General features: G+C 74.4%; 23 protein-coding genes. 17 read left to right on the top strand and 6 right to left on the bottom strand.

Annotated features, from left to right (window positions below; all coding sequences use genetic code 11):
• Nucleotides 1-106: 106 nt before the first annotated feature.
• The 5 genes from Cba03nite_RS15820 to Cba03nite_RS15800 all read left to right on the top strand — a co-directional run bounded on the left by Cba03nite_RS15820 (nt 107) and on the right by Cba03nite_RS15800 (nt 6200).
• Entirely contained in the window at nt 107-901 is a 795-nt protein-coding gene (locus Cba03nite_RS15820; RefSeq protein WP_203746451.1) for a maleylpyruvate isomerase family mycothiol-dependent enzyme, read from the top strand.
• 216 nt (nt 902-1117) lie between these two features.
• Nucleotides 1118-2224 carry a hypothetical protein gene (locus Cba03nite_RS15815; RefSeq protein ID WP_239125771.1) on the top strand — a complete coding sequence of 369 codons (1107 nt, stop codon included), beginning with the start codon at nt 1118-1120 and terminating at the stop codon, nt 2222-2224.
• On the top strand, nt 2224-3753 hold the full coding sequence (locus Cba03nite_RS15810) for an alkaline phosphatase D family protein (protein WP_203746448.1): 1530 nt from the start codon (nt 2224-2226) through the stop codon (nt 3751-3753). Before Cba03nite_RS15815 ends, Cba03nite_RS15810 begins: the two co-directional genes overlap by 1 nt.
• A 281-nt stretch (nt 3754-4034) precedes the next feature.
• A complete protein-coding gene (locus Cba03nite_RS15805; protein ID WP_203746447.1) occupies nt 4035-5246 on the top strand; it encodes a glycosyltransferase 87 family protein in 1212 nt (403 codons plus the stop codon).
• 51 nt (nt 5247-5297) lie between these two features.
• Nucleotides 5298-6200 carry a DMT family transporter gene (locus Cba03nite_RS15800; protein ID WP_203746446.1) on the top strand — a complete coding sequence of 301 codons (903 nt, stop codon included), beginning with the start codon at nt 5298-5300 and terminating at the stop codon, nt 6198-6200.
• Nucleotides 6201-6304: 104 nt separating this feature from the next.
• Here the strand turns inward: Cba03nite_RS15800 and Cba03nite_RS15795 are convergent, their stop codons facing one another.
• Complete coding sequence (locus tag Cba03nite_RS15795; RefSeq protein ID WP_239125770.1) at nt 6305-6874, bottom strand: HD domain-containing protein; 570 nt, start codon at nt 6872-6874, stop codon at nt 6305-6307.
• Nucleotides 6875-7095: 221 nt separating this feature from the next.
• Here Cba03nite_RS15795 and Cba03nite_RS15790 point away from each other — a divergent pair, with 221 nt between their 5' ends.
• Entirely contained in the window at nt 7096-7494 is a 399-nt protein-coding gene (locus Cba03nite_RS15790) for a hypothetical protein (RefSeq protein WP_203746445.1), read from the top strand.
• A gap of 131 nt (nt 7495-7625) precedes the next feature.
• The gene (locus tag Cba03nite_RS15785) at nt 7626-8603 is read left to right on the top strand and encodes an NAD(P)H-dependent glycerol-3-phosphate dehydrogenase (RefSeq protein WP_203746624.1); all 978 of its coding nucleotides are present in this window, start codon (nt 7626-7628) and stop codon (nt 8601-8603) included.
• Between the two features lie 61 nt (nt 8604-8664).
• Here the strand turns inward: Cba03nite_RS15785 and Cba03nite_RS15780 are convergent, their stop codons facing one another.
• Both Cba03nite_RS15780 and Cba03nite_RS15775 read right to left on the bottom strand, forming a co-directional pair.
• Nucleotides 8665-9492: an aldo/keto reductase gene (locus Cba03nite_RS15780; RefSeq protein WP_203746444.1), complete on the bottom strand. Its 828-nt coding sequence runs from the start codon at nt 9490-9492 to the stop codon at nt 8665-8667.
• A gap of 41 nt (nt 9493-9533) precedes the next feature.
• Nucleotides 9534-10061: a nuclear transport factor 2 family protein gene (locus Cba03nite_RS15775; RefSeq protein ID WP_203746443.1), complete on the bottom strand. Its 528-nt coding sequence runs from the start codon at nt 10059-10061 to the stop codon at nt 9534-9536.
• 151 nt (nt 10062-10212) lie between these two features.
• Here Cba03nite_RS15775 and Cba03nite_RS15770 point away from each other — a divergent pair, with 151 nt between their 5' ends.
• On the top strand, nt 10213-10557 hold the full coding sequence (locus tag Cba03nite_RS15770) for a PadR family transcriptional regulator (protein ID WP_203746441.1): 345 nt from the start codon (nt 10213-10215) through the stop codon (nt 10555-10557).
• Nucleotides 10554-11669, top strand: coding sequence for a hypothetical protein (locus tag Cba03nite_RS15765; RefSeq protein ID WP_203746439.1), 1116 nt, complete (start codon nt 10554-10556; stop codon nt 11667-11669). Before Cba03nite_RS15770 ends, Cba03nite_RS15765 begins: the two co-directional genes overlap by 4 nt.
• Before the next feature lie 102 nt (nt 11670-11771).
• Here the strand turns inward: Cba03nite_RS15765 and Cba03nite_RS15760 are convergent, their stop codons facing one another.
• Nucleotides 11772-12890 (bottom strand): lytic polysaccharide monooxygenase auxiliary activity family 9 protein, encoded by a 1119-nt coding sequence (locus Cba03nite_RS15760; protein ID WP_203746437.1) that lies wholly within the window; start codon nt 12888-12890, stop codon nt 11772-11774.
• 650 nt (nt 12891-13540) lie between these two features.
• Between Cba03nite_RS15760 and Cba03nite_RS15755 the strand changes: the two genes are divergently transcribed.
• Nucleotides 13541-14581 carry an ArsR/SmtB family transcription factor gene (locus tag Cba03nite_RS15755; protein ID WP_203746435.1) on the top strand — a complete coding sequence of 347 codons (1041 nt, stop codon included), beginning with the start codon at nt 13541-13543 and terminating at the stop codon, nt 14579-14581.
• Nucleotides 14582-14588: 7 nt separating this feature from the next.
• Here Cba03nite_RS15755 and crtI read toward each other — a convergent pair whose 3' ends face one another.
• Together crtI and Cba03nite_RS15745 are read right to left on the bottom strand one after the other, a co-directional pair.
• Entirely contained in the window at nt 14589-16061 is a 1473-nt protein-coding gene (gene crtI, locus Cba03nite_RS15750) for a phytoene desaturase family protein (RefSeq protein WP_203746433.1), read from the bottom strand.
• A 20-nt stretch (nt 16062-16081) separates the two neighbouring features.
• Nucleotides 16082-17212: a polyprenyl synthetase family protein gene (locus Cba03nite_RS15745; protein WP_203746431.1), complete on the bottom strand. Its 1131-nt coding sequence runs from the start codon at nt 17210-17212 to the stop codon at nt 16082-16084.
• Between the two features lie 66 nt (nt 17213-17278).
• On the opposite strand from Cba03nite_RS15745, the gene Cba03nite_RS15740 reads away from it, so the two are divergent.
• From Cba03nite_RS15740 to Cba03nite_RS15710, 7 genes are all read left to right on the top strand, one after another.
• A complete protein-coding gene (locus Cba03nite_RS15740; RefSeq protein ID WP_203746429.1) occupies nt 17279-18205 on the top strand; it encodes a phytoene/squalene synthase family protein in 927 nt (308 codons plus the stop codon).
• Entirely contained in the window at nt 18205-18582 is a 378-nt protein-coding gene (locus tag Cba03nite_RS15735; protein WP_203746427.1) for a lycopene cyclase domain-containing protein, read from the top strand. The genes Cba03nite_RS15740 and Cba03nite_RS15735 overlap by 1 nt, the downstream gene beginning before the upstream one ends.
• On the top strand, nt 18575-18889 hold the full coding sequence (locus Cba03nite_RS15730) for a lycopene cyclase domain-containing protein (RefSeq protein WP_203746425.1): 315 nt from the start codon (nt 18575-18577) through the stop codon (nt 18887-18889). Before Cba03nite_RS15735 ends, Cba03nite_RS15730 begins: the two co-directional genes overlap by 8 nt.
• Nucleotides 18882-19547: a lysophospholipid acyltransferase family protein gene (locus Cba03nite_RS15725; RefSeq protein WP_203746423.1), complete on the top strand. Its 666-nt coding sequence runs from the start codon at nt 18882-18884 to the stop codon at nt 19545-19547. Before Cba03nite_RS15730 ends, Cba03nite_RS15725 begins: the two co-directional genes overlap by 8 nt.
• Nucleotides 19535-20710 carry a glycosyltransferase family 2 protein gene (locus Cba03nite_RS15720; RefSeq protein WP_203746421.1) on the top strand — a complete coding sequence of 392 codons (1176 nt, stop codon included), beginning with the start codon at nt 19535-19537 and terminating at the stop codon, nt 20708-20710. The genes Cba03nite_RS15725 and Cba03nite_RS15720 overlap by 13 nt, the downstream gene beginning before the upstream one ends.
• On the top strand, nt 20707-21843 hold the full coding sequence (locus tag Cba03nite_RS15715; RefSeq protein WP_203746419.1) for a cytochrome P450: 1137 nt from the start codon (nt 20707-20709) through the stop codon (nt 21841-21843). Before Cba03nite_RS15720 ends, Cba03nite_RS15715 begins: the two co-directional genes overlap by 4 nt.
• Nucleotides 21844-22001: 158 nt before the next feature.
• Nucleotides 22002-23285 (top strand): NAD(P)/FAD-dependent oxidoreductase, encoded by a 1284-nt coding sequence (locus tag Cba03nite_RS15710; RefSeq protein ID WP_203746416.1) that lies wholly within the window; start codon nt 22002-22004, stop codon nt 23283-23285.
• Nucleotides 23286-23320 lie beyond the last annotated feature (35 nt).

The following is a 23320-nucleotide window of genomic DNA, read 5'->3' as shown; positions in this document are numbered from 1 at the left end:
CCGCCGGGCGGACACGGTGGACCGAGACCGGCGCGGCACCCGGAATGCCCGCCCGGTGAGCCGGGTTGACCTCCGGCGACGACCGAGTACACGAGGAGAACCGTTCATGAGCAACTCCGCTGACGCCGTCATCGCCGCGCTGCGGTCCGGTCACGACGAACTGGCCGCCGCGGTACGCGGCTACGGCGAGAAGGAGCTGACCGGCCCGTCGGGCGCGGCGGACTGGGACGTGTCGCAGGTGCTGAGCCACCTGGGCAGCGGCGCCGAGATCCATCTGGCCGCGCTGGACCTGTCGCTGGAGGGCAAGCCCAACGCCGGTTCCGACTTCAACCAGGGGGTATGGGCGCGCTGGAACGCCATGGCCCCGGCCGACCGCGCCGAGGGCTTCGAGGCCGCCAACGACAAGCTGCTGGAGCGGTACGAGTCGTTCGACGCGCAGACGCGGCGGGAGCTGCGCATCGACATGGGCTTCCTCCCGGCGCCCGTCGACGTGGCCACGGCGGCCGGGTTCCGGCTGAGCGAGTACGCCTTCCACTCCTGGGACGTGCGCGTCGGCGCCGACCCGGCGGCGGCCCTGGCGCCCGAGGCGGTGCCGCTGCTGAACACCATCACCCCCGGCATGCTCGGCTGGATGGCCAAGACCGACCGGCTCGGCGACCGCTCGGCTGTGCTGCGCGTCGAGACCACCGGCCCGGACGCGGTCTACGGGCTGCGCCTGTCGCCGGAGAAGGTCGAGCTGACCGACCCGCCCGCCAAGCCCGACGGCGTGCTGCGGCTGCCCGCCGAGGCGTGGCTGCGCCTGCTGGTCGGCCGGCTGTCGCCGGAGCACACCCCGTCCTCCGTCGAGACGTCGGGCGCGGCCGACCTGGACCTGCTGCGCGACGTGTTCCGAGGCTTCTGAACAGCTCCGAATTAGTCGAGGCTCCGTCCATATCGGATGGAGCCTCGACTGATGTATATCGATGGGCGTACGCTGCCGACGGCGCACCCCCGCGTAGCCGACCCGATGCGCGGGCCGCCGAGCAGTGGCCGTCCCGGCTTCACGCGCCCGCCATCCGCGCGTCGCCGCCGCGACAGGGGGCGCCCGCACGCTGCTCTGCGATCCGCAGGAGGCGTGATGCAGACAGCGAACCTGATCGTCAACCCGGGCGGCGACGCCACCGGCGGCGGCACGGGGCAGCCCACCCCCGTCATCCCCGGCTGGACGGCGATCGAGGGCACGGCGGCCGTCGTCGCGTACGGCGCGAGCGGTTATCCGACCTCGGCCAGCCCCGGACCGGCCGATCGGGGGGCGAACTTCCTCGGCGGCGGCGAGTCGCCGCGCACCCGGCTGACACAGCAGATCACGCTGCCGCTGACGGCGCAGATCGACGCGGGCACGGCCCGGTTCGACGTGGGCGGCTGGCTGGGCGGGTACGCGGGCCAGGACGACGGCGCGCGGTTGTCGGTCGAGTTCCTCGACGCGGCGGCCCGGCCGCTGGGCGTGGTGGTGCTCGGCCCGGTGACCGCGACCGAGCGCGGGAGCACCACCGGCCTGCTGCGGCGTGCCCAGACCGGCACCGTGCCGCCGGGCAGCCGGACCGCGCGGGTGCTGCTGCTGTTCACCCGCGACGGCGGCACCTCCAACGACGGCTACGCGGACAGCCTGTGGCTGACCCTGTCCACGGCCGGCGTGAACCTGCTGGCCAACCCGGGCGGCGACGCCGGGCCGGGTGGCACGGGCGGACCGACGGCGAGCATCCCCGGCTGGACCCAGCTGGAGGGCGGCGCGGCCGTCATCGCGTACGGGACCAGCGGTTATCCGAACTCCGCCAGCCCCGGACCGGCCGACCGGGGAGCGAACCTCCTCGGCGGCGGCACGGCGGCGCGCAGCAGGATCGGGCAGAGCGTGACGCTGCCGGACCCGGCCGCGATCGACACCGGCACGGCCCGCTACGACGTGGCGGCCTGGCTGGGTGGATACGCCGACCAGAACGACACCGCCCAGCTGTCCGTGGCGTTCCGCAACGCGGCCGGGCAGACGCTGGCCACGGTGGTGCTCGGCCCGGTGACCGCGGCGCAGCGCGGCAACACCACGGGCTTGCTGTCGCGCAGCGCGAGCGGCACCGTGCCCGTGGGCAGCCGCACCGCCCAGGCCGAGCTGCTGTTCACGCGGTCCGGCGGCACCTCCAACGACGGCTACGCCGACTCCCTGTCCCTCACCGTCACTCCCGGAGGTGCCTGATGGCCGTACGCCGCCGTGCCCTGCTCCAGGCCGCCGCCGGTGCCGGCGCGCTCGCCGCGGCCTGGCCGCTCACCCACGGACTCGGCCCGGACGCCGCCTACGCCGCGGCGGCGGCGCTCGGCGCGAGCTGGGACCCGGCGCCGTTCACCCTGGGCGTCGGCTCGGGCGATCCGCTGCCGACCAGCGTGGTGCTGTGGACCCGGCTCGCGCCCGACCCGCTCGCGGCCGCGCAGCCGCTGCCGGACATCGTGCAGGTGGACTGGAGCGTGGCCACCGACGCTGCGATGACCCAGGTGGTCGCGTCGGGTTCGGTGGCCGCGTCGGTGCTGCTGGGGCACAGCGTGCGCGTGGTCGTCGACGGGCTGACGCCCGGTCGGCGCTACCACTACCGGTTCCGGGCGCTGGGCCAGCACAGCCGCGTGGGCCGGACCAAGACCGCGCCGACCGGGCCGGTGAGCCTGGTCCGCTTCGCGTCGCTGAACTGCCAGCACTACCAGTCCGGCGAGTATCCGGGCATGCGCGACCTGGCCGCCGACGCCAACCTCGACTTCGTGGTGCATCTCGGCGACTACGTGTACGAGGGCTCCGAGCTGGGCACGGCGTACACGCTGAGCGACTACCGGCGGCTGCACGCGCTCTACAAGGGCGATCCGCTGCTGCGCGACCTGCATGCCGCGCACCCGTTCTACCTGACCTGGGACGACCACGAGGTCGTCAACGACTACTCCGGCTCGCGCGGCGCGGCGACCTTCGTGGCCCGCCGCTCGGCGGCGTATCAGGGCTGGTACGAGCACCTGCCGCTGCGGCTGGAGGGCTCCGACACGGCCCTGCCCGACCCGCGCATCCACCGGCACCGGCGCTGGGGCGACCTGCTGGAGCTGGTCATCCTGGACCTGCGCCAGCACCGCTCGGAGCAGAACGTCACCGGCGGCACCATCCTCGGCGCGGCGCAGAATCAGTGGGTCAAGGACCGGATCAGCCAGCGCTCGGGCGGCTGGCACTGCTGGGTGAACTCGATCTTCCTGAGCCAGCAGCGCAATCCCGACGGCGGGTATATGTTCACCGACCAGTGGGACGGCTTCCGGGCCGAGCGCACCGAGCTGCTCACCTACGCGCAGCAGCAGGGCATCACGGACTTCGTCACCATCACCGGCGACTGGCACAGCGCGTTCGTGCAGGACGTGCGGCCCGACTTCGACAACCTGGCCGCGCCCGTCATCGGCACCGAGTTCGTGGCGCACTCGACCACGTCGTCGGGCTACTCGGCGAGCTGGAACGCGGCCAACGGGCCGCGGCTCGGGCAGGCCAACCCGCACCTGCAGTACTTCGAGGGCAACCGGTACGGCTACGACCTCTACGAGGTCACCCCGCAGCGGTGGACCACCCGGCTGCGCGTCGTCGCCGACCGGTCCAACCCGAACGCGGCGGTCAGCACCCTCACCAGCTGGCACGTCGATCGCGGCCGGGCCGGGGCGTACGAGGACCCGGCGACGAAGGGCTCGGCCGCGCAGTACCGGCGCAATCCGTGAACAGTTAGAGATTTCTTCGCCTGGCCGCCTCCGGCGCTTGGTCGGCCTCTGGCTGTGGCACACCCGCTCCCGTCCCAGCTCCACCGCGCATGATCGCCGTTTCGTGTCACAACCTGCGCTCACACCTGAGGTTTAGACACGAACCACCGATCTTGGCCGCGCGACGGACGGGCAGCTCGCGGCGGCGGTCAGCGGGGTGCTGCTCGCGTGCCCATACTGTTCACGCTCACCGCCGGACTGCCCGCCGTGGCCCGGCCCGAACCGGAAACGGAGCCTGCCGCATGGTGACCACCCCCCGGGCCCGGCTGCTGCTCGTCCTCGCCCTGGCCACCGCCGTGGGCCTGTTCATCGCGCTGATCCCCGGGCACCGCGGGTGGTTCGACGTCGGCGTCTACCACGGCACCGTCAACGACTGGGTGCACGCGGGCGGCGACATCTACGGCTACACCCGGCTGGACACCCACTACGGCTTCACGTATCCGCCGTTCGCGGCGGTGGTGATGCTGCCGATGAGCCTGCTCGGCTGGCACCCCGCGATCGTCGTGCACCTGGCCCTGACCGCGCTGGCCGGTGCCGCGATCCTGTACTGGCTGGTCGACCCGATCGCCCAGGAGCACACCTGGCCGCGCCTGTTCACCGTCGGCGTCGCCGCCTGCCTGCTCGGCGCGCTGCAGCCGGTCCGCGACACGGTCAGCTTCGGCCAGGTCAACCTGCTGCTGCTCGCGCTGGTGCTGCTCGACGGGTGGCTGCTGACCACCGGCCGGGACCGGTGGGCCGGGATCGGCATCGGGCTCGCCGCGGCGATCAAGCTGACCCCGGCGATCTTCATCGTGTACCTGCTGCTGTCCGGACGTCGGCGCGCCGCCGCGCTCGCCACCGGCACCGCGATCGCGGCGACGCTGCTCGCCGTGCTGATCGCGCCCGGTCCGTCGTGGACGTTCTGGACCGAGGTGCTGGGCGACACCCATCGCATCGGCGACCTGGCGTACGTGTCGAACCAGTCGCTGCGCGGCGTCATCGCGCGCCTGCCGGAGGCCGTGCCCCGGACCGGGCCGTGGCTGGTGCTGGTCGCGGCCACGCTGGCGCTGTGGGCGGTGCGGGTGCGCCGGGCCGCGCGGGCGGGCGACGTGTGGGGCGGCTTCGCCCTCACCGGGCTGGCCGCCTGCCTGATCAGCCCGGTCACCTGGGTGCACCATCTGGTGTGGGCGCTCCCGGCGCTCATCCTGCTCTACGCGGCGGGCCTGCGGGAGCACGTGCCGGACCGGCGCCGCCGGCTGCTGCTGGCGGCGGCCGGCGCCCACATCGTGCTGTGCAGCAGCGTGGTGTGGCTGTGGAGCCGCCACCACACCGGCCCGGACGGGCTGCTCGGCGGCAGCATGTACGTCTGGATCACCCTGGCGCTGCTCGCCTTCCTGCCGCTGCGCACCCCGACGCCGGACGTTCACCGCCCGGCGGCCCCGGAGTCGATCACCGTACGCGCCGCCCGGTCATGATGCCCGCGCGCCGCCGGAGCAGCCGCGGCGCGGCGACGGGCGGAGCCGGACATGACCATCACCAGCACCCTCCTGGGGCTGCTGGCCGCCGCCCTGTTCGCGGTGGCGGCGGCGCTGCAGCACCGGGTGACCCGGGCGGTGGCGCACGCGCGCGGTGACGCCCCGGGCCGCCTGCTGCCCGTGCTCGGCATCGTGCGGCGGCTGCTGGGCAGCCCCGTATGGCTGGCCGGGTTCTGCTGCAACGTGCTCGGCTTCACGGCGCACGCGGCCGCGCTGCACACCGGCGCCATCGGCATCGTGCAGGCGCTGCTCGCGGTGCAGCTGATGTTCGCGCTGCCGATGGCGTACGCGCGCACCGGCCGCCCGCCGTCGGCCCGCGACTGGGCGGGCACCGCCGCGGTCTGCGTGGGCCTGGCCGTGCTGGTGCTCGCCCGGGGTGGCGTCGCGCAGACCGTGCGCCGCGGGCCGCTGCCCGCGGTGCTGGTGGCGGCGGTGGTCCTGATCGCCGTCCTGCTGCTGCTGGCGCGCAGCCGCTCCGGCCAGGGCGTGCGCACGGCGCTGGCCGGGGGCGCGGCGGGCGCCGGGTTCAGCACCACCGCCGTGCTCACCGTCGTGGTCGCCGATCAGCTCGCCGCGCGCGGCCCGGTGTCGGTCGCGCTGGACTGGCCGGTGTACGCGCTGGCGCTGTCCGGGCTGGTCGCGGCGGTGCTGGCACAGGAGGCGTACGCGAGCGGCGGCCTGCCCACCGCGCTGACCGCGATGACCGTCACCGACCCGGTGCTCAGCTGGCTGTGGGGCGCGCTGCTGTTCGACCAGGCCCCGCCGACCGGCCTGTTCGCACTGTCGGCCCTCGCCGCGGCGGGTACCTCGATCGGCGCCGGGGTGGCGCTGCTGGCCCACTCGCCGACACTACGCACCGTATCGGCGCCGCTCGCCCCCACCGCCAGGCGGTGACCGCACGCCGTGCCGCCGAGCGGCGCAGATTCGGGGAAACTGCACGATCCGGCCGTCTCTTATGTGCGGTTTCCCTGAAAGTGGGGAGAAGCCGCGGGCCCGGCTCAGCGCGCGGGTGCGGGGGTCAGCCGCAGGTGCACCCGGTGGGCGGCGGCGCGCAGGTACGGCGCGCGGCGGCTGTGGGCGAGGGCGTACACCGACAGCGCGCCGTGCCGGCCCAGCGCCTCGGCCAGGCGTTCCTCCAGGGACGCGGGCTCGCCGCATACCCCCGTGGTCTGGTCGGCGACGGCCAGGGCGTCGGTGACCGCGGACTGCTCGTCGGGGAACTCGGCCAGGCCGGTCACGCCCTGGGCCTCCGCCTGGAAGCAGGCCCCGGAGTGGTGTGCGACCAGCGCGCACAGCCGCGCCGGCCAGCCGAGCCGCCACAGCAGGCGCGCCCCGTCCAGGGGATGGAAGCCGGTGTCGCGGGCGGCCGCGGCGTACCCGATGTCGTGCAGCCACGCGGCGCACAGCAGCAGGTCACGGTCGGCGGGGGCGACGGCGCCGGACAGCTCGGCGGCGCGGCGGGCCACCCCCGCGGAGTGCGACCAGCGCCGCGGCAGCTCCGCGAGCAGCGATTCGGCCAGGCTCATGGCGCGGGCGGGCACTAGGTGATCGACGGCGACCGGCGGCACGCTGCCGACGTTAAGCCTGGCCGCCCCCGGTATCAACGGATGTCGGCTGCTCGACGTCCGCTGTTCGCCCGCTGTTCACCAAGGTCGCCGGACGCGCGCCCGGACATCGAGGGGGTCTAGTTTGTTCGCCCCGCAACGACTGGCCGATCGGCTGGCCCGCCCGCCGACTGAATCGGTTTATGGTCCACATCGCACGGTAGGCGAGCGCGGGGGGCGGACCGATGAGACCACGACCGTACGTGCGCTGTCCTGGCTGCGACCTGGTCGGTCCTGCCGAGCGGCTGGAGTACGAGCTCAGCGAGACCGGCGACGTCGACTGGGCGTCACCGGTGGCCTGGCAGTGCGCCGAGTGCGGTTACCTGGACCGGATAACCGCCGAGCAGGTGCTCGCCGACGACGCCGCGCACACCTGCGTCGCCTGCCGCACCGTCACCCCCTGCCCCGCCGCCGCCGCCCGGGTCGAGTGCCCGGTGTGCGGCCTGATCGGGCTGGGCCCGGCCACCGCCGACCCGGAGATCGCCGGGCAGCTGCGCGCCATCGAGGCGCTGCACGACATGGAGCTGCGGGTGCGGCACGCGTTGCGCGAGGGCCGCATCCCGCCCGATCCACACCCGACCTGAGCGCCGCTGGGAGCGGGCGCGCGCCGCGGTGCGTGGCATGATTCCGGGGCGTGCCGGGAGCGCCCCGGCCGGTGGACCGGGCCCGGCGGCAGCCGCGGCCGGAAGGGCGGCCTGGCGTGCGGACCGCGGTGATGGGTGCGGGCTCCTGGGGCAGCGTCTTCGCGAAGATCCTGGCCGAGGCGGGTGGCGAGGTCACCATGTGGGCGCGGCGGGCGGAGATCGCCGACGCCATCCGCACCACCGGGCGCAACCCGGACTACTTCCCCGAGGTCGCCCTGCCGCGCAACGTCACCGCCACCGCCGACCCGGCGCAGGCGCTGGCCGGAGCGGAGCTGGTGGTGCTCGCGGTGACCTCGCAGACGCTGCGCGAGAACCTCACCGCCTGGGCCGGCGCGATCCCGCCCGACGCCACGCTGGTGTCCCTGATGAAGGGCATCGAGCTGGGCACCACGAAGCGGATGAGCGAGGTCATCGCGGAGTCCGCGGGCGTCGACCCGGGCCGCGTCGCCGTGGTCACCGGCCCCAACATCGCCCCCGAGCTGGCTCACCGCCAGCCCGCCGCGGCGGTGGTGGCGTGCACCGATCCGGCCCGTGCCGCGGCGGTGCAGCAGGCGGTCACCACCCCCTACTTCCGGCCGTACACCAATGACGACGTGATCGGCTGCGAGCTGGGCGGGGCGGTCAAGAACGTGATCGCGCTGGCGTACGGCATCGCCACCTCGATGGACCTCGGCGAGAACATCAAGGCCACCCTGATCACGCGCGGGCTGGCCGAGACCACCCGGCTGGGCGTGGCGCTCGGCGCCGACCCGCTCACCTTCGCGGGCCTGTCCGGCCTGGGCGACCTCGTCGCCACCTGCTGCTCGCCGCTGACCCGCAACCGCACCTTCGGCGAGCACCTGGGCCGGGGCCTGACCCTGGAGCAGGCCCAGGCCGCCACCCGCTACACGGCCGAGGGCGTCAAGAGCTGCCTCGCCATCCGCGACCTGGCCCACGCCCACGGCGTCGAGATGCCGATCACCGAGCAGGTCGAGCGCATCTGCCACGAGGGCGTCGACCCGAAGACAGCCCTAGTCACCCTCATGAGCCGCCAGACCAAACCCGAGTGACGAAAGGAAGGGCACCTTCTTAACGCTATGCGTAGTAGAAGGTGCCCTTCTTAACCTCCGGTCAGTGGCCGACCAGGTCGGAGTCGACGGCGGCGCGTTCGCCCTGGTCTAGGGCGGTCAGGCGGGCCATGTCGGCGTCGCTGAGGGCGAAGTCGAAGACGGCGAGGTTGTCGCGCACGCGCTGCGGGTCGGCCGACTTCGGCACGGCGGACAGGCCGAGCTGCAGGTGCCAGCGCAGCACCACCTGCGCCGGGGTACGCCCGTGCGCGGCGGCCAGCTCGGTCACGGCGGGTTCGGCCAGCAGCTCGCGGCCCTGGCCCAGCGGGCTCCAGGACTGGGTGACGATGCCGTGCTCGGCGTCGTACGCCCGCACCAGCTTGCGCGTGATGCGCGGGCTGAGCTGGACCTGGTTGACGTCGGGCACGACGCCGGTCTCGGCGCGCAGCCGCTCCAGGTGGGCGGGCTTGAAGTTGGACACGCCGATCGCGCGCAGCCGCCCCTCCTCGCGCAGCGCGATCATGCCCTGCCAGGCGTCGACGTAGCGGTCGTGCTCCGGGTTGGGCCAGTGGATCAGCAGCAGGTCGAGGTACTCGACGCCGAGGCGCTCGGCGGAGGCGTCGCAGGCCCGGCGCACCAGGTCGCGGCCGTGCCAGCGCACGTTGAACTTGGTGGTGACGAAGAGCTGCTCGCGGGGCAGGCCGGAGTCGCGCATGCCCTGCCCGACCCCGCGCTCGTTGCCGTAGTTCTCGGCCGTGTCGAACAGCCGGTAGCCGGCCTCGACCGCGTCCGCCACGCAGCGCGCGGCCGTGGCGTCGTCCATGGGCCAGGTGCCCAGCCCGAGCCGCGGCATCACCGCGCCGTGGCCGAGCTTCACCGTCGTGTCCTCCATACCGACATCCTCGCGCGTGCGGGTCGGCTCGTCACGCGCGGTCAGTGCAGCGCGTTCTTCGCCGCGTCGCAGGCGGCGGCGGTGATGGGGCGTTTGCCCCGGATGCGGGAGACCAGCGCGACGTTGTCCTCGTACAGGTGCATCGAGGTGATCCGGCCCGCCCGGACGCTGAGGTGGATCGCCACGGGCGAGGACAGCCGGCGGCCGGACGGCTTGATCACGTGGGTGAAGTGGCCCAGCACGACCGCGTCGGCGCCGTCGACCAGGATCCGGTCCGCCTCCACGGTGCTCTCGCCCAGCTCGAAGCGCGGCATCGTCAGGCGCAGGAAGTCGGCGGCCAGACCGCGGCTGGCCAGCCACGGAGCCGCCTCGGCGGCCGCGACGTAACACTCCACGTCGTCGGCGAACAGCTCGGTGATGTGCTCCGCGTCGCCCTTGGTGAGCCGCAGGAGGTACTCCTCCACCACGGTCCGGGTCTCCCCCGCGACGTCCGGGCGGCGGGGTGCGATGCCGACCTGGTTGGTCGTGACCTCCCACGGCACGGGCGCGATGGCCGTCTGCTCCAGCATGGCGCGAACGCTACCCCTGAGCTGCGGCGATGGCGCGGTCTCGGCGCTGTCGGCTCTCTCACCAGCGGTACGCGGAATGAGCGGGCCGCGGCAGCGGTTCACCCACACCTTCCGAGCTTGAATATGTTTGCAACACGTATATGCTGACCGCATGGCAGAATCATCGATGGGAGAGCCCGCTTTCCTGATCCTCACCGCGCTGGCGGCCGAGCCGAAACACGGCTACGCGGTGATCGAGGACGTACGCGAGATCTCCGGCGGCCAGGTGAGGCTGCACACCGGCACGCTCTACTCGGTGCTCGACCGGCTGCGCGAGAGCGGCCTGATCGAGGTGGAGCGCGAGGAGATCGTGCAGTCGCGGCTGCGGCGCTACTACCGGCTCACCGGCGCCGGGCGCGAGCGCCTGGCCGTGGAGACCGCACGCCTGCGCCGTAACGCCGACGCGGCCGCCGCCCGGCTGGCCGTGCGCCTGATGCCCGGGACGGGAGCCGCGTGAACGAGCAGCACGAGCCGGACGGCCGGCTGGAGTGGTGGTACACCCGGCTGCTGGCGCTGTTCCCGCCCGGCCACCGCGCCGAGTACGGCGACGAGATGCTGGGTGTGCTGCTGGCCGGGACGCGCCCGGGGCAGCGCCTGCCCCGCCTCGGCGAGGCGGCGGACCTGATGGGCAGCGCGGTCTGGATGCGGCTGGGCGGGCGCGGCGCGGGCGCGGTCGACTCGCGCTGGGCCGATACCGCCGCCGTGTACGGGCTGGTCGCGTCCCTGCTGCTGGTGCTCGCCCCGGCGCGCTACGTCGCCGCCGACATGCTGTACGCCGCGCGGCTCGACGGCATGCTGCTGCGCCCCTCCACCGGGGTGCTGGTGAGCATGCTGCTCTGGGGCCTGGCCGCCGCGGCCGCGTGCACCCGCTGGAGCGTGGTGTCCGCCGGGCTCGCCTGGGCGGGCGCCGCGCACCAGGTGTGGCTGCTGGCCGCCGCCTACCCGGAGCAGCCCGAGCTGCTGGTGCGGCGCTGGTGGATGGTGGTGCTCATGCTCAGCGCGGCGTTCGCGCTGAGCGTGCGCGGCCGGGTGCGCGGCGGCTCCGTGCTGGGCGGCGTACGCACGGGGGTGCTCGCGGTGGCGCTGACCGTGCTGACGGTGCTGCCCGCCGTGGAGGTGCTGCTCGCCGAGACCAGCCGGCACGCGGACGGCGGCTACGAGATCGCCTCGTGGGGCGGCTACCAGGTGAAGAGCTTCCTCGGCGAGCAGCCGGTGCATGGCGCGCTGTCCGCGGCGCTGGAAGCGGCATGTGTGCTGGCCCTGCTCGGCTGCCTGATCGGCCTCGCGCCGGCGGTGCGCCGCAGGCTGCCGGTGCTGGGCATGCCCGCGCTGCTGGTCCTGGTGACGGTGCCCTCGGTGTTCGAGGGCTTTCTGATGTCCACCGTGCGCTTCGACCCGCCCGTGCTGCTGGCGGCCGGCGAGTGGGCGTACCTGGTGCTCCTGCCGCTGCTCACCCTGCTGGTCGGCGTCGTGCTGCTGGAGCGGGCCGAGCGGCACGCGCACCTGGTCGGCCTCGGCCTGGCCGCCGAGCGCGAGGCGCTGCTGCGGCGGACCGGCGCCGCCTCCTGACGGCCGGTGGCGGGAGCGGCACGGGGGCGCTCCCGCCACGATCAGCGAGGGGTTAAGAAGGGCACCTTCCTATACGCATAGCGTTAAGAAGGTGCCCTTCCTTCAGGAGGGGGTGCAGGTCAGGCCGGGGGCGCCGTTGCTGCTGTTGGGGGCGTTGCCGAGGAAGCCGAAGGTGGTGCTGCCTCCGGCGGCCAGGCTGCCGTTGTACGAGACGTTCTTGGCGGTCGCCGTCGAGCCGCTCGTGGTCACGGTCGCGCCCCAGGATTGTGTGATCGTCTGGCCGTTGGCCCAGGTCAGGGTCACCGTCCAGCCGGTGATCGCGGAGGAGCCCGCGGTCACCTTGACGTCACCCTGGAAGCCGCCGGGCCACGAGCCGGTCAGCGCGTACGTCGCCGAGCAGCCGCCGGGCGGCGGGGGCGACGACGGGCTGGGCGACGGCGGGCGGCTCGGCGACGGGGACACCGACGGCGAGGTGGACGGCCGCGGCGACGCGCTCGGCGAGGCCGAGGACGACGGGCTGGGCTGCACGCCGCCGAAGTTCACGTCGCTGCAGAAGTAGTACGACTGGTCCAGGTGGCTGGCCTGCCAGATGGTGTACACGATGTGCCGGCCGGAGCGGCCCGCGGCGGTGCCGTTGACCTTGATGGAGACGCCACCGGTCTCCGCGGTCCACTGCGACGCGGGGGTGTTGCCGATCTGGCCGACGAGTTCCAGGTTGCCCCAGCCCAGCGGCTGGGTGACCGGGTTGAAGCCCTGCTTGGTCACGTACACGCGGATGTAGTCCGCGCCGTGGCTGGCCTGGTCGAACAGCTTCACGCTGAAGTTCGTGGAGATGTTCTGGGCCTTCCAGTCGCCGACCGTGTCCATCGCGTTGTAGCGGCCGTTCTGGGTGCGCCCGGCGCTGCACAGCTGCCCGTCCGGGATGGCGCCCTGGTGGTTGCCCGCGACGCCCTCACGGAACAGGCCGTTCCAGTTCCACATGGCTTGGGGGTCGGCCTGCCAGGCCTGCCAGCACATCGGGTCCTGGGTGGCCATGGCCGGGTTCTGGAAGTCGCCGCCCCAGCGCTGCCAGCAGCCGTAGTTGCGGGAGGCCGGGTCGACGATGTTGCCGTGCGCGTCGGCGACCCTGGCCAGCGCGGTGGTGAGCAGCAGGACCGAGGCGACCGCCACGATCAGTGCGGAGAGTGCGGCCCGCCGGCGTGCGGCGAGTGTGGTGGACATGTGGACTCCTTCTCCAGGGGAGAGTCCATGCGCGCACGCGCGGCGGCCGGGAGCCCGGGTCGTCGGCCGTACGCGAGCACACGCGCATGGTCGGACTTCGGTGCACGCGGGAGGCTGCCCCTGCTCCCGCTCTGCTACGTGGCTCCCGTAGCGGTCCGAGTCAGACCTTACGCATTAGCTTGAATATGTCAATTTATCACGCTCAGTGAGCTGCGGGCCGCCGTGCGGTGAGCGCCGGCCGATACCGTGACGGAGCCGGCCGCACCCGGCCGGCCCCGTCACCCCCCGTGGACAAATGAACCGGCCTGCGTCGCGACCCGTCGTGGGTGCGGAGGCCGGGGAAGTTCTCATCCGTCACGGGGGACTGTGACAGCGCCGGGCCCCGTCCGTAAACCTCTTTAACTCCTGAGGAAAACAGGTCCCTACCTGCTACGGGATGATCCCGGTGAAAGCGCCGAAACGGACGTGGGAGAGCGTGATCCGCGCTGGTGAACACCGTCATTTCCGCCTGCGTCAACAAGCTTGTGAGCTGGAACGGGCCTCGGCAGACTGTCGCCAGTGCCCACGGGGGGCTCGCGCGTGCATCGACGTACGCCTGGCCTGCGAAGATGTTCGCCACCCGGACGGCACCAGCGGGAGGAGACGGGGACATGCTGCGCATCAGATTCACCGCGCGTGATCTGGCGATGACCCGGCTCGCGCCGAGCGCGGACCCCATGTGGGAGCTGTCGCTGAGCATGCACCAGCTCCGGCTGCCCGGGTCGAACCCGTTCCTGGAGGGCTGGAAGCAGCGCACCGCGCGCCGCCTGCAGCCGTACACGCCGCTGCGCAACGAGGTGGCCCTCGGGCTGACGCTGAGCCCGCCGCGCGGCTACTTCCCCGACTTCCTCACCCCGTACAACGGGGTGGAGGGCTTCGAGGCCGGCATGGAGGGCATCACCAGCACCGACGCGAGGCGGATCAAGGACGAGATCGACCAGCTGACCGTCACCGACCGGTCCATGGTGCCCATCGTGGAGGAGCTGCGCCGCGGCAGCGCGGCGGGGATGCAGGCGCTGGAGTCGTCGCTGCGCGCCTACCACGAGACGGCCATCGCCCCGGTGTGGAACCGGATCACCGGGGCCGTGGAGGCCGACCGGACCCGACGGATGAAGGACCTCGCCGACGGCGGCTGGGCGAAGCTGCTGGACAACCTGCACCCGGAGGCCCGCTTCCGGGACGACACCTTCGAGATCGACAAGTGGGGCATGGACGTGGACGCCGAGCTGGACCTCGACGGCCGGGGCCTGCTGATCATCCCGTCGTACTTCAAGGAGGAGCGGCAGCTGATGGTGCTCGCGGACACCGCGCTGCCGCCGGTGCTGCTCTACCCGATCGACTCCTCCGCGCGGCTGTACGCCAACACCGACCACGACCACCTGCCCGCCCTCATCGGGCAGACCCGGGCCCGGGTGCTGGAGTGCGCCGTCACCGGCGGCTCCACCTCCGTCATCGCCACCCGGGTGGGCATCTCGCTGCCTGCCGCGAGCAAGCACCTCGACGTGCTGCACCGGGCCGGGCTGGTGCACCGCAACCGCAACCAGAACACGGTGCACCACCTCGTCACCAGCCTGGGCCTGGGCCTGCTCAACGGCGCGCCGGCGCTGGGCGGCGGCTCCGAGGCGCCGATCAGCGCCCCGCCCGCCGCCTGAGCACCGCTCAGCCCGTGATGCGGGCGGCGGCGAGCTTGCCGGAGATCAGCACCATCGGCACGCCGACGCCCGGGGTGGTGCCCGATCCGGTGAACACGACGTTGCCCAGCGACGGGTGCAGGTTGCGCGGCCGGAACGGGCCGGTCTGCGCCAGCGTGTGCGCCGCCGCGAACGGCGTCCCGGCTGCCATGCCCGCGTCGGCCCAGTCCGCCGGGGTGACCACGGTGCGGCTGCGCACCGCCGCCCCGAAACCGACGTAGCCGCGCTCCTCCAGCACCCCGGTCAGCTCGTCGGCGTACGCCTCGGCCAGCCCGCCGCGCCAGTCCTGGTCGCCGGTGACCAGGTTCGGCACCGGGGCGAGCACGTAGTAGGTGTGCTGCCCGGCCGGGGCCACGGACGGGTCGGTCCGGCTCGGGTTCGTCACCAGCAGCGACGGGTCGCTCATCAGCCGCCCCTCGGTGATGATCTCCTCGAAGGTGCGCCGCCAGGGCCTGCCGAAGTGGATGTTGTGGTGCCCGGCCTTGGCGTACCCCGCGTCGGAGCCGATGTGCAGCACCACGCACGACGGCGAGTAGCGCAGCCGGCGGCGCGGGCCGGGGCCGGGCAGCAGCGCGTGGGCGGCGGCGGTGTCCGGGTTGAGCACGACCGCGTCGGCGGGGATCCGCTCGCCCTCGGCGGTCACCACGGCCACCGCCCGCCCGGCGCGGGTCTCCACCTGCCGCACCGCGGTGCCGTAGCGCATGGTGACGCCGTGCTTCTCGGCGGCGGCGGCCATCGCCCGGGGCACCGCGTGCATACCGCCGTGCGGGAAGTACACCCCCGCCACCGCGTCGAGGTAAGCGATCACGGCGTACACGGCCAGCGCCTTCTGCGGAGCGAGCCCGGCGTACATCGACTGGAACGAGAAGATCCGCCGGGTGCGCTCGTCGGAGAGGAAGCGGTCGATGCGCGGCTGCAGCCGCCCGAACGCGCCCGCCGCGACCAGCCGCAGCAGGTTGGCGGTGACCAGGTCGCGCGGGCCGTCGAAGTTCTTCTCGATGAAGTCGGCCCGCTCCAGCTCCCACAGCCGCCGGGCGTACGCGGCGAAGCGCAGGTAGCCGTCGGCCTCCCGGGGGCCGCACACGGCCGCGATCTCCTCGGCCATGCGCGCCGGGTCGGCGATCACGTCCAGCTTCGAGCCGTCCGGGAACCAGGCCCGGTAGGCCGGGTCCAGCGGGGTCAGCGTGAGCCAGTCGGACATCTCCTCGCCGACCGCGGCGAACGCCTCGGCGATCAGGTCCGGCATGGTCAGCACGGTCGGGCCGGTGTCGAACTCGAACCCGTCGCGGACCAGCCGCCCGGCCCGCCCGCCCGGCTCGGCCTCCCGTTCCAGCAGGGTGACCCGCCGCCCGGCCCCCGCCAGGTGCAGCGCACAGGCCAGGCCGCCCAGCCCGGCGCCGACCACCACCACGTGCTCGGTGGGTCCGGAAACCGTACGCATGCGCTCTCCTCCGCGTGCCGTCATGCCGCGCGCCAGGCCACGGCGGCGGCCAGCTCGCCCAGCGCCGTGCGGGTGTCGTCGTCGACGGGCGCGGCGGCCAGCGCCGCGTGCGCGTCGGCCACCCGCTCGCCGATCATCTCACTGAGCTGCTCGGGCGCTCCGGTGTCCCGGACCACCGCGGCCAGCCGCGCCACGTCGGGCCGCGGCGCGGCCAGCACCGCGGCCAGCTCGGCACGCTGCGCCGCGCTCGCCCGCGCCTGCGCGAGCAGCAGCAGCATGGTCGGCTTGCCGAGGTCGTCGCCGACCGGCTTGCCGGTGACCGAGGGCTCGCCGAACAGGCCCAGCAGGTCGTCGCGCAGCTGGAACGCCTCGCCGACGGCCAGCCCGTAGCGGGTGAACGCCCGCCCCAGCGGCCCCCGGGCGAACCCGCCGCCGCCCGCGTCGGCCAGCGCCGCGCCGTAGTGCAGCGGCCAGGTCGCGGTGTAGCCGGCGGTCTTGAGCCGCGCGGTGCGCAGCGCGCGCTCCGGCGACCAGGTGCGCGCGCAGTCACCGAGCACGTCGAGGAACTGGCCCGCGATCGCCTCGACGCGCATGCGGTCGTACGCGGCGCGCGCCTCGCGCAGGGTGCGGTCGGGCACCCCGGCGCGGGCCATCAGCCGGTCGGCCCAGACCAGCAGCAGGTCGCCGGCCAGGACCGCGGCGGCGTCACCGAAGTGGGCCGCGTCGCCGCGCAGCCCCGCGGCGCGGTGGCCGTCGGCGAGCGCCCGGTGCGCGGTGGGGCGGCCCCGCCGGGTGTCCGACCTGTCCATCACGTCGTCGTGGACCAGTGCGAACGCGTGCAGCAGCTCCAGAGCCGCGAGCGCGGGCAGCACCATGCCGACCGGCGCGTGCGGCCCGGCCACGCTGCGCCACCCCCAGTACGCGAACTGCGGGCGCACCCGCTTGCCCCCACCCAGCACCGCGTCGCGGGCGGCCGACAGCAGCGGCTCCAGCGCCTGATCAACCTCAGCCAATGCCTGCGTTTCGGCGCGAACGAATTCGCTGAGGGTGTATTCGACAAGTAGCGGCAGGTCGGCGGCGTGGTGCGTCGGCGCTGCGGGCACGGCAGGGCAGGGGTGGGCGGCTAGGGCGGAGAAGGTGTCGTTGGCCACGCGCTCAGACTAGCGTAGAGTCGAAGTTGCGTCGATTGCTGAGTCGATTTTTGATGGGAGCACCCCGTGGAGCCTGACCTCGCCGCCGCGTACGAGCGCTGCCGCGCCCTGCACCGCCGGCACGGCCGCACGTACTACCTGGCAACGCGCCTGCTCCCGGCCTGGAAGCGGCCACACGTGCACGCGCTCTACGGCTTCACCCGGCACGCCGACGAGATCGTCGACCGCACCGACGCACTGCCGCCCGCGGACCGCGCCCGCGCCCTGCGCGACTGGTCGGACCGCTTCGTGGCCGGGCTGCACGGCGCGCCCGTGGACGATCCGCTGCTGCCCGCCGTGCTGCACACCATCCGCGCCTTCGACCTGGACCCCGCCGACTTCGCGGCGTTCCTGCACTCCATGGCCATGGACCTGGAGATCGCCGAGTACGACGACTACGCCGACCTGCTGGAGTACATGGAAGGCTCGGCGGCCGTGATCGGCACGATGATGCTGCCGATCCTCGACCCGGCCGACCCGGTGCTCGCCCGCGAGCCCGCCCGCCAGCTCGGGCTGGCCTTCCAGCTCACCAACTTCATCCGCGACATCGGCGAGGACCTCGACCGGGGCCGGGTCTACCTGCCCCAGCGGGACCTGCGGGCGTTCGGGCTGACCACCGCCGACCTGCGGCTGGCCGCCCAGCGGGGCACCGCGAGCACGGCCATCCGGGAGCTGGTGCGCTTCGAGATCGCGCGGGCCCGCGAGCACTACGCCGCCGCCGCCCCCGGCGTCACCATGCTCGCCCCCACCTCACAGGCCTGCATCCGGGCCGCGTACCACCTCTACGGCGGGATCCTCGACGAGGTGGAGCGGGCCGACCACGACGTCTTCGCGCGCCGGGCCACGGTGCCCAACCGGCGGCGGCTGCTCGTCGCGGCGCGCTGCCTGCTCACCCCCGCCGGGAGGCCGGTCGCGGCGCCGAGCGCGCCGCCCGTGCCGCAGGCGGCCGGCTGATGGACCGGCTGCGCTACCTGCTCGTACTGGCCGCGTGCCTGGCCGTGACGCTGCCCCTGGAGGCGGGGCTGGGCGCGCGGGTGTACCGCCGCCCCCGCCGCCTGCTGACCACCCTCGCCCCGGTCGTCGCGCTCTTCGTGCTGTGGGACCTCGCCGCCACCGCCCGCGGCCACTGGTGGTTCTCCCCCCGCTTCACCACCGGCGCGACCCTGCTCGGCCTCCCCGTCGAGGAGTGGCTCTTCTTCCTCGTCGTCCCCCTCTGCGCCCTGCTCACCTTCGAAGTCCTCGGCCGCGGCCCGGCCGCCCTGGGCCCGGCCGCCACCCCCGCCCCCATCCGCGCCGCGCAGCCTGACAAGACCGGCGGGCGCCGTGGGTGAGTACACGGTGGCCGCCGTCGCGGCCTGTCTCGCGGTGGTGGGGCTGGAGCTGGGGGTATGGCGGACCGGGCTGCTGCGCAGCGGGCGGTACTGGGGGACGCTGGCGATCTCGCTGCTGTTCATGGTGCCGGTGGACGGCTGGCTGACCCGGGCCGACGCGACCGTCGTGCACTACGCGCCGGACGCGATCACGGGGCTGCGGGTGCCGTGGGACATCCCGGTCGAGGACTACGCGTTCGGGTACGCCCTGATCACGCTGACCCTGCTGCTGTGGGTGCGGGCCGGGCGCGGTGCGGCTGATGCCTGACCCGGTCGCCGCCGCGATGCGGTACGGCTTCACCCACCTCGTGCGGCGCGAGCTGCGGGGCGTCTGGCTGCGCGGCGGGCTGCCGCGCGGCCCGTTCGTCTGGGCGGCCAACCACCACACCTGGTGGGACCCGTTCGTCGCGGCCTCGGCGCTGTGGCGCACCGGCCACCCCGCCTGCCTGCTGATGCAGCAGGACAACCTGGCCCGCTACGGCTTCCTGCGGCGGCTGGGCGTGTTCGGCACGCACGAGCCGCGCACCGGGCTGCGCCTGCTGCGCGACGGGCGCACGCTGGTCGTGTACCCCGAGGGCGAGCTGCGCCCGGCCGGCCCGCCCGGCCCGCTGTCCCGCGGCGCCGCCTGGTACGCCCGGCAGGCCCGGGTGCCGCTGTTCGCGATCGCGGTGCGGGTGGTACTGCGCGGGCACAACCGGCCCGAGGCGTACGTCTCCTGCACCGAGGTGCCGGGCGGCCGGAATGACGCGCAGGTCACCGCCCGGCTCGCCGAGCTGCTGGCGCTCGACCTGTCCCACCTGGACGGACAGCTCGGCGCGGCCGACCCCCGGCGGCCGCTGGCGAGCTTCCGCCGGGTGCTCGCCGGGCGGCGCAGCTGGGACGAGCGCATCGACGCGGCGAAAGGAGCCCTGCCGTGGCGCTCCTAGCCACCGCCGTGGCCGCATACCACCTGGTCAAGACCGCCGGGCTGGCGGCCAACGCCCGCTCGTTCCCGGTCCTGGCGGCACCGCCCCCGGTCCCGCCCCGCACCCGGGCGGCGGGCAACCGGTCGCCGGGCACTTGGCCACGTAGCGCCCGGTCGGCGGGCAGGCTGCCGCACCTCCCCCGTGAGGTGGGTGCGGCCGGGCGGCTGCCGCGCACATCGCTGCTCGTGCCCGCTCGCGACGAGGCCGCGCGGCTGCCGCACACCCTGCCCGGCCTGCTCTCGCAGCCCGCCGACGAGATCCTGGTGCTCGACGACGGATCCACCGACGGCACCGCCGACGTGGTCCGCCGCTTCGCCGATCCCCGCCTGCGGCTGCTCACCGGCGCGCCCCGGCCGGACGGCTGGATCGGCAAGAACTGGGCCTGCCACCAGCTCGCCGCGGCGGCCACCGGCGACCTGCTGGTGTACCTGGACGCCGACGTCACGCTGCGCCCCGGCGCGCTGGAAGCCGTGTGGACACAGGTGCGCCGCCAGCGCGCCGACGTCTTCTCCGTGTTCCCCCGCCAGCAGACCGGCACGCTCGGCGAGCGCCTGCTGGTGCCGCTGATCGACGAGAACCTGCTCGGCTTCCTGCCACACCAGCTGCTCGACCTGCCGATCCCGGCCGCCGCGGTGGCCAACGGGCAGCTGCTGGCGTTCCGGCGGGCCGCGTACGACCGGCTCGGCGGGCACGCGGCGGTGGCCGGGGAGATCGTCGAAGACCTCGCGCTGGGGAGGCTGACCCGCAGGAAGGGGCTCAAGCTCGGGCTCGCGCTGGGCGGCGACCTGGTCAGCACCCGCATGTACGACGGCTACCGCAGCACCGTGCGCGGCACGGGCAAGAGCATGCGGGCCGCGCACGGCGGCAGCGACGCGCTGCTCGCGGCGAGCGCGGCCTGGCACCTCGCTGCCTACACGCTGCCGTGGCTGCGCTGGAACCACGGCCCGGCCTGGCGGCTGGCGGCCGTGCTCGGGCTGGCCGAACGGGTCCTCAGCAACGCCAAGACCGGGCGCGGCGCGTACGCCGAGGCCGCGCTCGTCCCGTTCACCGCCCCCGCCGCGCTGCCCGTGTACGCGCTGGCGCTGCGGCGTACCGCCGTCTGGAAGGGACGCCGCTACCGGTGACCACGCTGCCCGCCCCCGCCGCGACGCCGCTGGTGGGCCACCTGTGGCGGTGGTCCACCGACCCGGTGCGCCTGCTCGCCGACGGCGCCCGCACCGGCGACGTGTTCCGGCTGCGCCTGTGGCGCCCGGCCGTCGTCGGCTACACCCCGGACTGGAACCGCGCCGTGCTCGGCGACCTGGACACGTTCCGCAGCATCGGCAGCCTCAGCGGCCTCACCCCGTACCTGTCGGCGGGCGTGGTGTACCGCGACCAGCCGGAACACGACCCGCGCCGCCGCGAGCTGAACCCGCATTTCCACAGCCGCGGCCTGGCCCACCTGACCGACCGGCTCGACCAGATCGCGCACGCCGCGCTGCCCCCGGCCGACCCGCCCGCCGGTCCTGTCGAAGCCCTGGCCTGGGCGAGCGGCACGGTGCGGCGCATGCTCAACGCGGCGTTCTTCGGCGGTGCGCTGCCCGACCGGCTGCTCGCGGCGTTCCTGCATCCGCTCCAGCAGCCGGTGCCGGGGCCGATGCTGCCCCGCCCGATGCTGTTCCGCCGCCTCGACGCGGCGATCGCCCGGGTCCTGGCCGACCCGCCGCCGGGCACGCTGGCACACGCACTGGCCGGGCTGGACGGTGCGGTCGCCGAGATCCGGGTCGGGCTGGCCGCCGGGTACGACACCACGGCGCACACCCTGGCCTGGGCGCTGTGGCACCTGGCCGGCGCACCCGAGTGGTGCCGCCCGGAGGCGCTGCCGCAGGTCATGGACGAGGTGCTGCGCCTCTATCCGGCGGGCTGGCTGGGCAGCCGGATCACCGCCCGCGCGGTCACCGTGACCGGCGTGCCGATCCCGGCGGGCACGCTGGTGCTGTACTCCCCCTTCCTCACCCACCGCGACCCGCGGCTGTGGCCCGACCCGCTGGCCTTCAAGCCCGACCGGTTCGACGAGGGCCGCCCGGCCTGGGGTTTCCTGCCGTTCAGCGCCGGCCGGCGCACCTGCCTGGGCGCACACCTGGCCCGCGCCATGCTGCACGCCGCGCTCACCCCCTGGTTCACCGGCAAGATCACCCAGGTCGACGGCGACCCCCGCCCCGCCGCCGCCATCGCCCTCCGCCCCTCCGGCCCCCTCTGGATCGAACGCCACCCCTGACCGCGCCTTCTCGATCATCCGACTTGCCTGGCACCTGGGCGTATCTTGAGCCCGCTTTCGCCCATGTGCCTGGCAAGTCCGATGACCTTGGCCACGCCGGGCGGGTGGGCTCGGGCAAGGACCGGATGCGGGTGACGAGACGGGCCTAGCCTGGGCATATGGCGCAGCATGTGGACGTCGCGATCGTCGGGGCAGGGCTCTCGGGGCTCGTCGCCGCGCGCTGGCTGGGTGACGCGGGGCTGCGGGTCGCGGTGTACGAGGCGGGCGACGACGTCGGCGGCCGGGTCCGCACCGACGAGGTCGACGGCTTCCTGCTGGACCGGGGCTTCCAGGTGGTCTGCCCGGCGTATCCGGCGCTGGCCGCCGAGTTCGACGTCGACGCCCTGCACCTGCGCCCCTTCGCCAGGGGCCTGGCCGTGCGCCACCGCGGCCGCATGCACCGGCTGCGCGCCGACATCACCGCCCCGGCCGCGGTCACCGGCGGGCTGCTGCCGCTCGGCGACGCGTTCGCGCTGGCCGCCCTCGGCGTACGCGGCGCCCTCGGCCCCGCCCGGCCGCTCAAGCGCGAGCCGGACCGCACCACGCTGGAGGTGCTCAAGGAGGCGGGCTTCTCCCCCGCCGGGGTCGACCGGGTGCTGCGGCCGTTCCTGGCCGGGGTGCTGCTGGAGGACCGGCTGACCACCTCGGGCCGCTTCTTCCAGCTGGTCTGGCGCTCGTTCCTGCACGGCGGCGGCGCGGTGCCCGCCCAGGGCATGCGGGCGCTGCCCCGCCAGCTCGCCGGTCACCTGCCGGACGGCACCGTCCACCTCGGCGCCCGGGTCGACCGGCTCACGCCCGCCGGGCTGGCCGTCGCGGGCGGCGACGAGATCCGCGCCGACGTGGTCGTCGTGGCCGCCGACGCGAGCGCCGCCGCCCTGCTGCTGCCCGGCCTGGCCGAACCCGGCTGGCACGGGGTCACCACCTTCTACCACGCCGCGGACACCCCGCCCCGGCGCGATGCGCTGCCCATCGTCGACGCCGAGCAGCCCGGCCTGGTCCGCAACACGGTGGTGCTGTCCGCCGCCGCGGCCGGCTACGCCCCGTCCGGCCAGGCGCTGATCGCGACGTCCGTGCTGGACACCGTCACCCCGCTGGACGAGCTGGAGCGCCGGGTACGCGGCCGCCTGTCGGTGCTGTACGGCACCGACACCGCGGGCTGGCGGCTGCTGCGGGCATACCGCGTCCCGCACGCGCTGCCCGCGATGCCCGCGCCGCACCCGCTGCGCCGGACCGTGCGCTACGGCGAGCGCCGGTATGTCTGCGGCGACCACCGGGACACCAGCTCCATCCAGGGCGCGCTGGTGTCGGGGCGGCGCGTCGCCCGCGCCGTGCTGGAGGACCTGCACGGTCCCGTGGGCCGGGTGCTCGTCGGCAGCGGATCGGGCCGGTCCGCGCCGCGCTGAGCCCTCCGCGCGGGTGCCCGGTGCATCGATGTGAC

The sequence above is a fragment of the Catellatospora bangladeshensis genome, from assembly GCF_016862575.1.
GTDB classification, from domain to species: Bacteria; Actinomycetota; Actinomycetes; order Mycobacteriales; family Micromonosporaceae; genus Catellatospora; species Catellatospora bangladeshensis.
The sequence above is the reverse complement of the archived record's forward strand: the minus strand, read 5'-3'. Positions and strand labels throughout refer to the sequence as shown.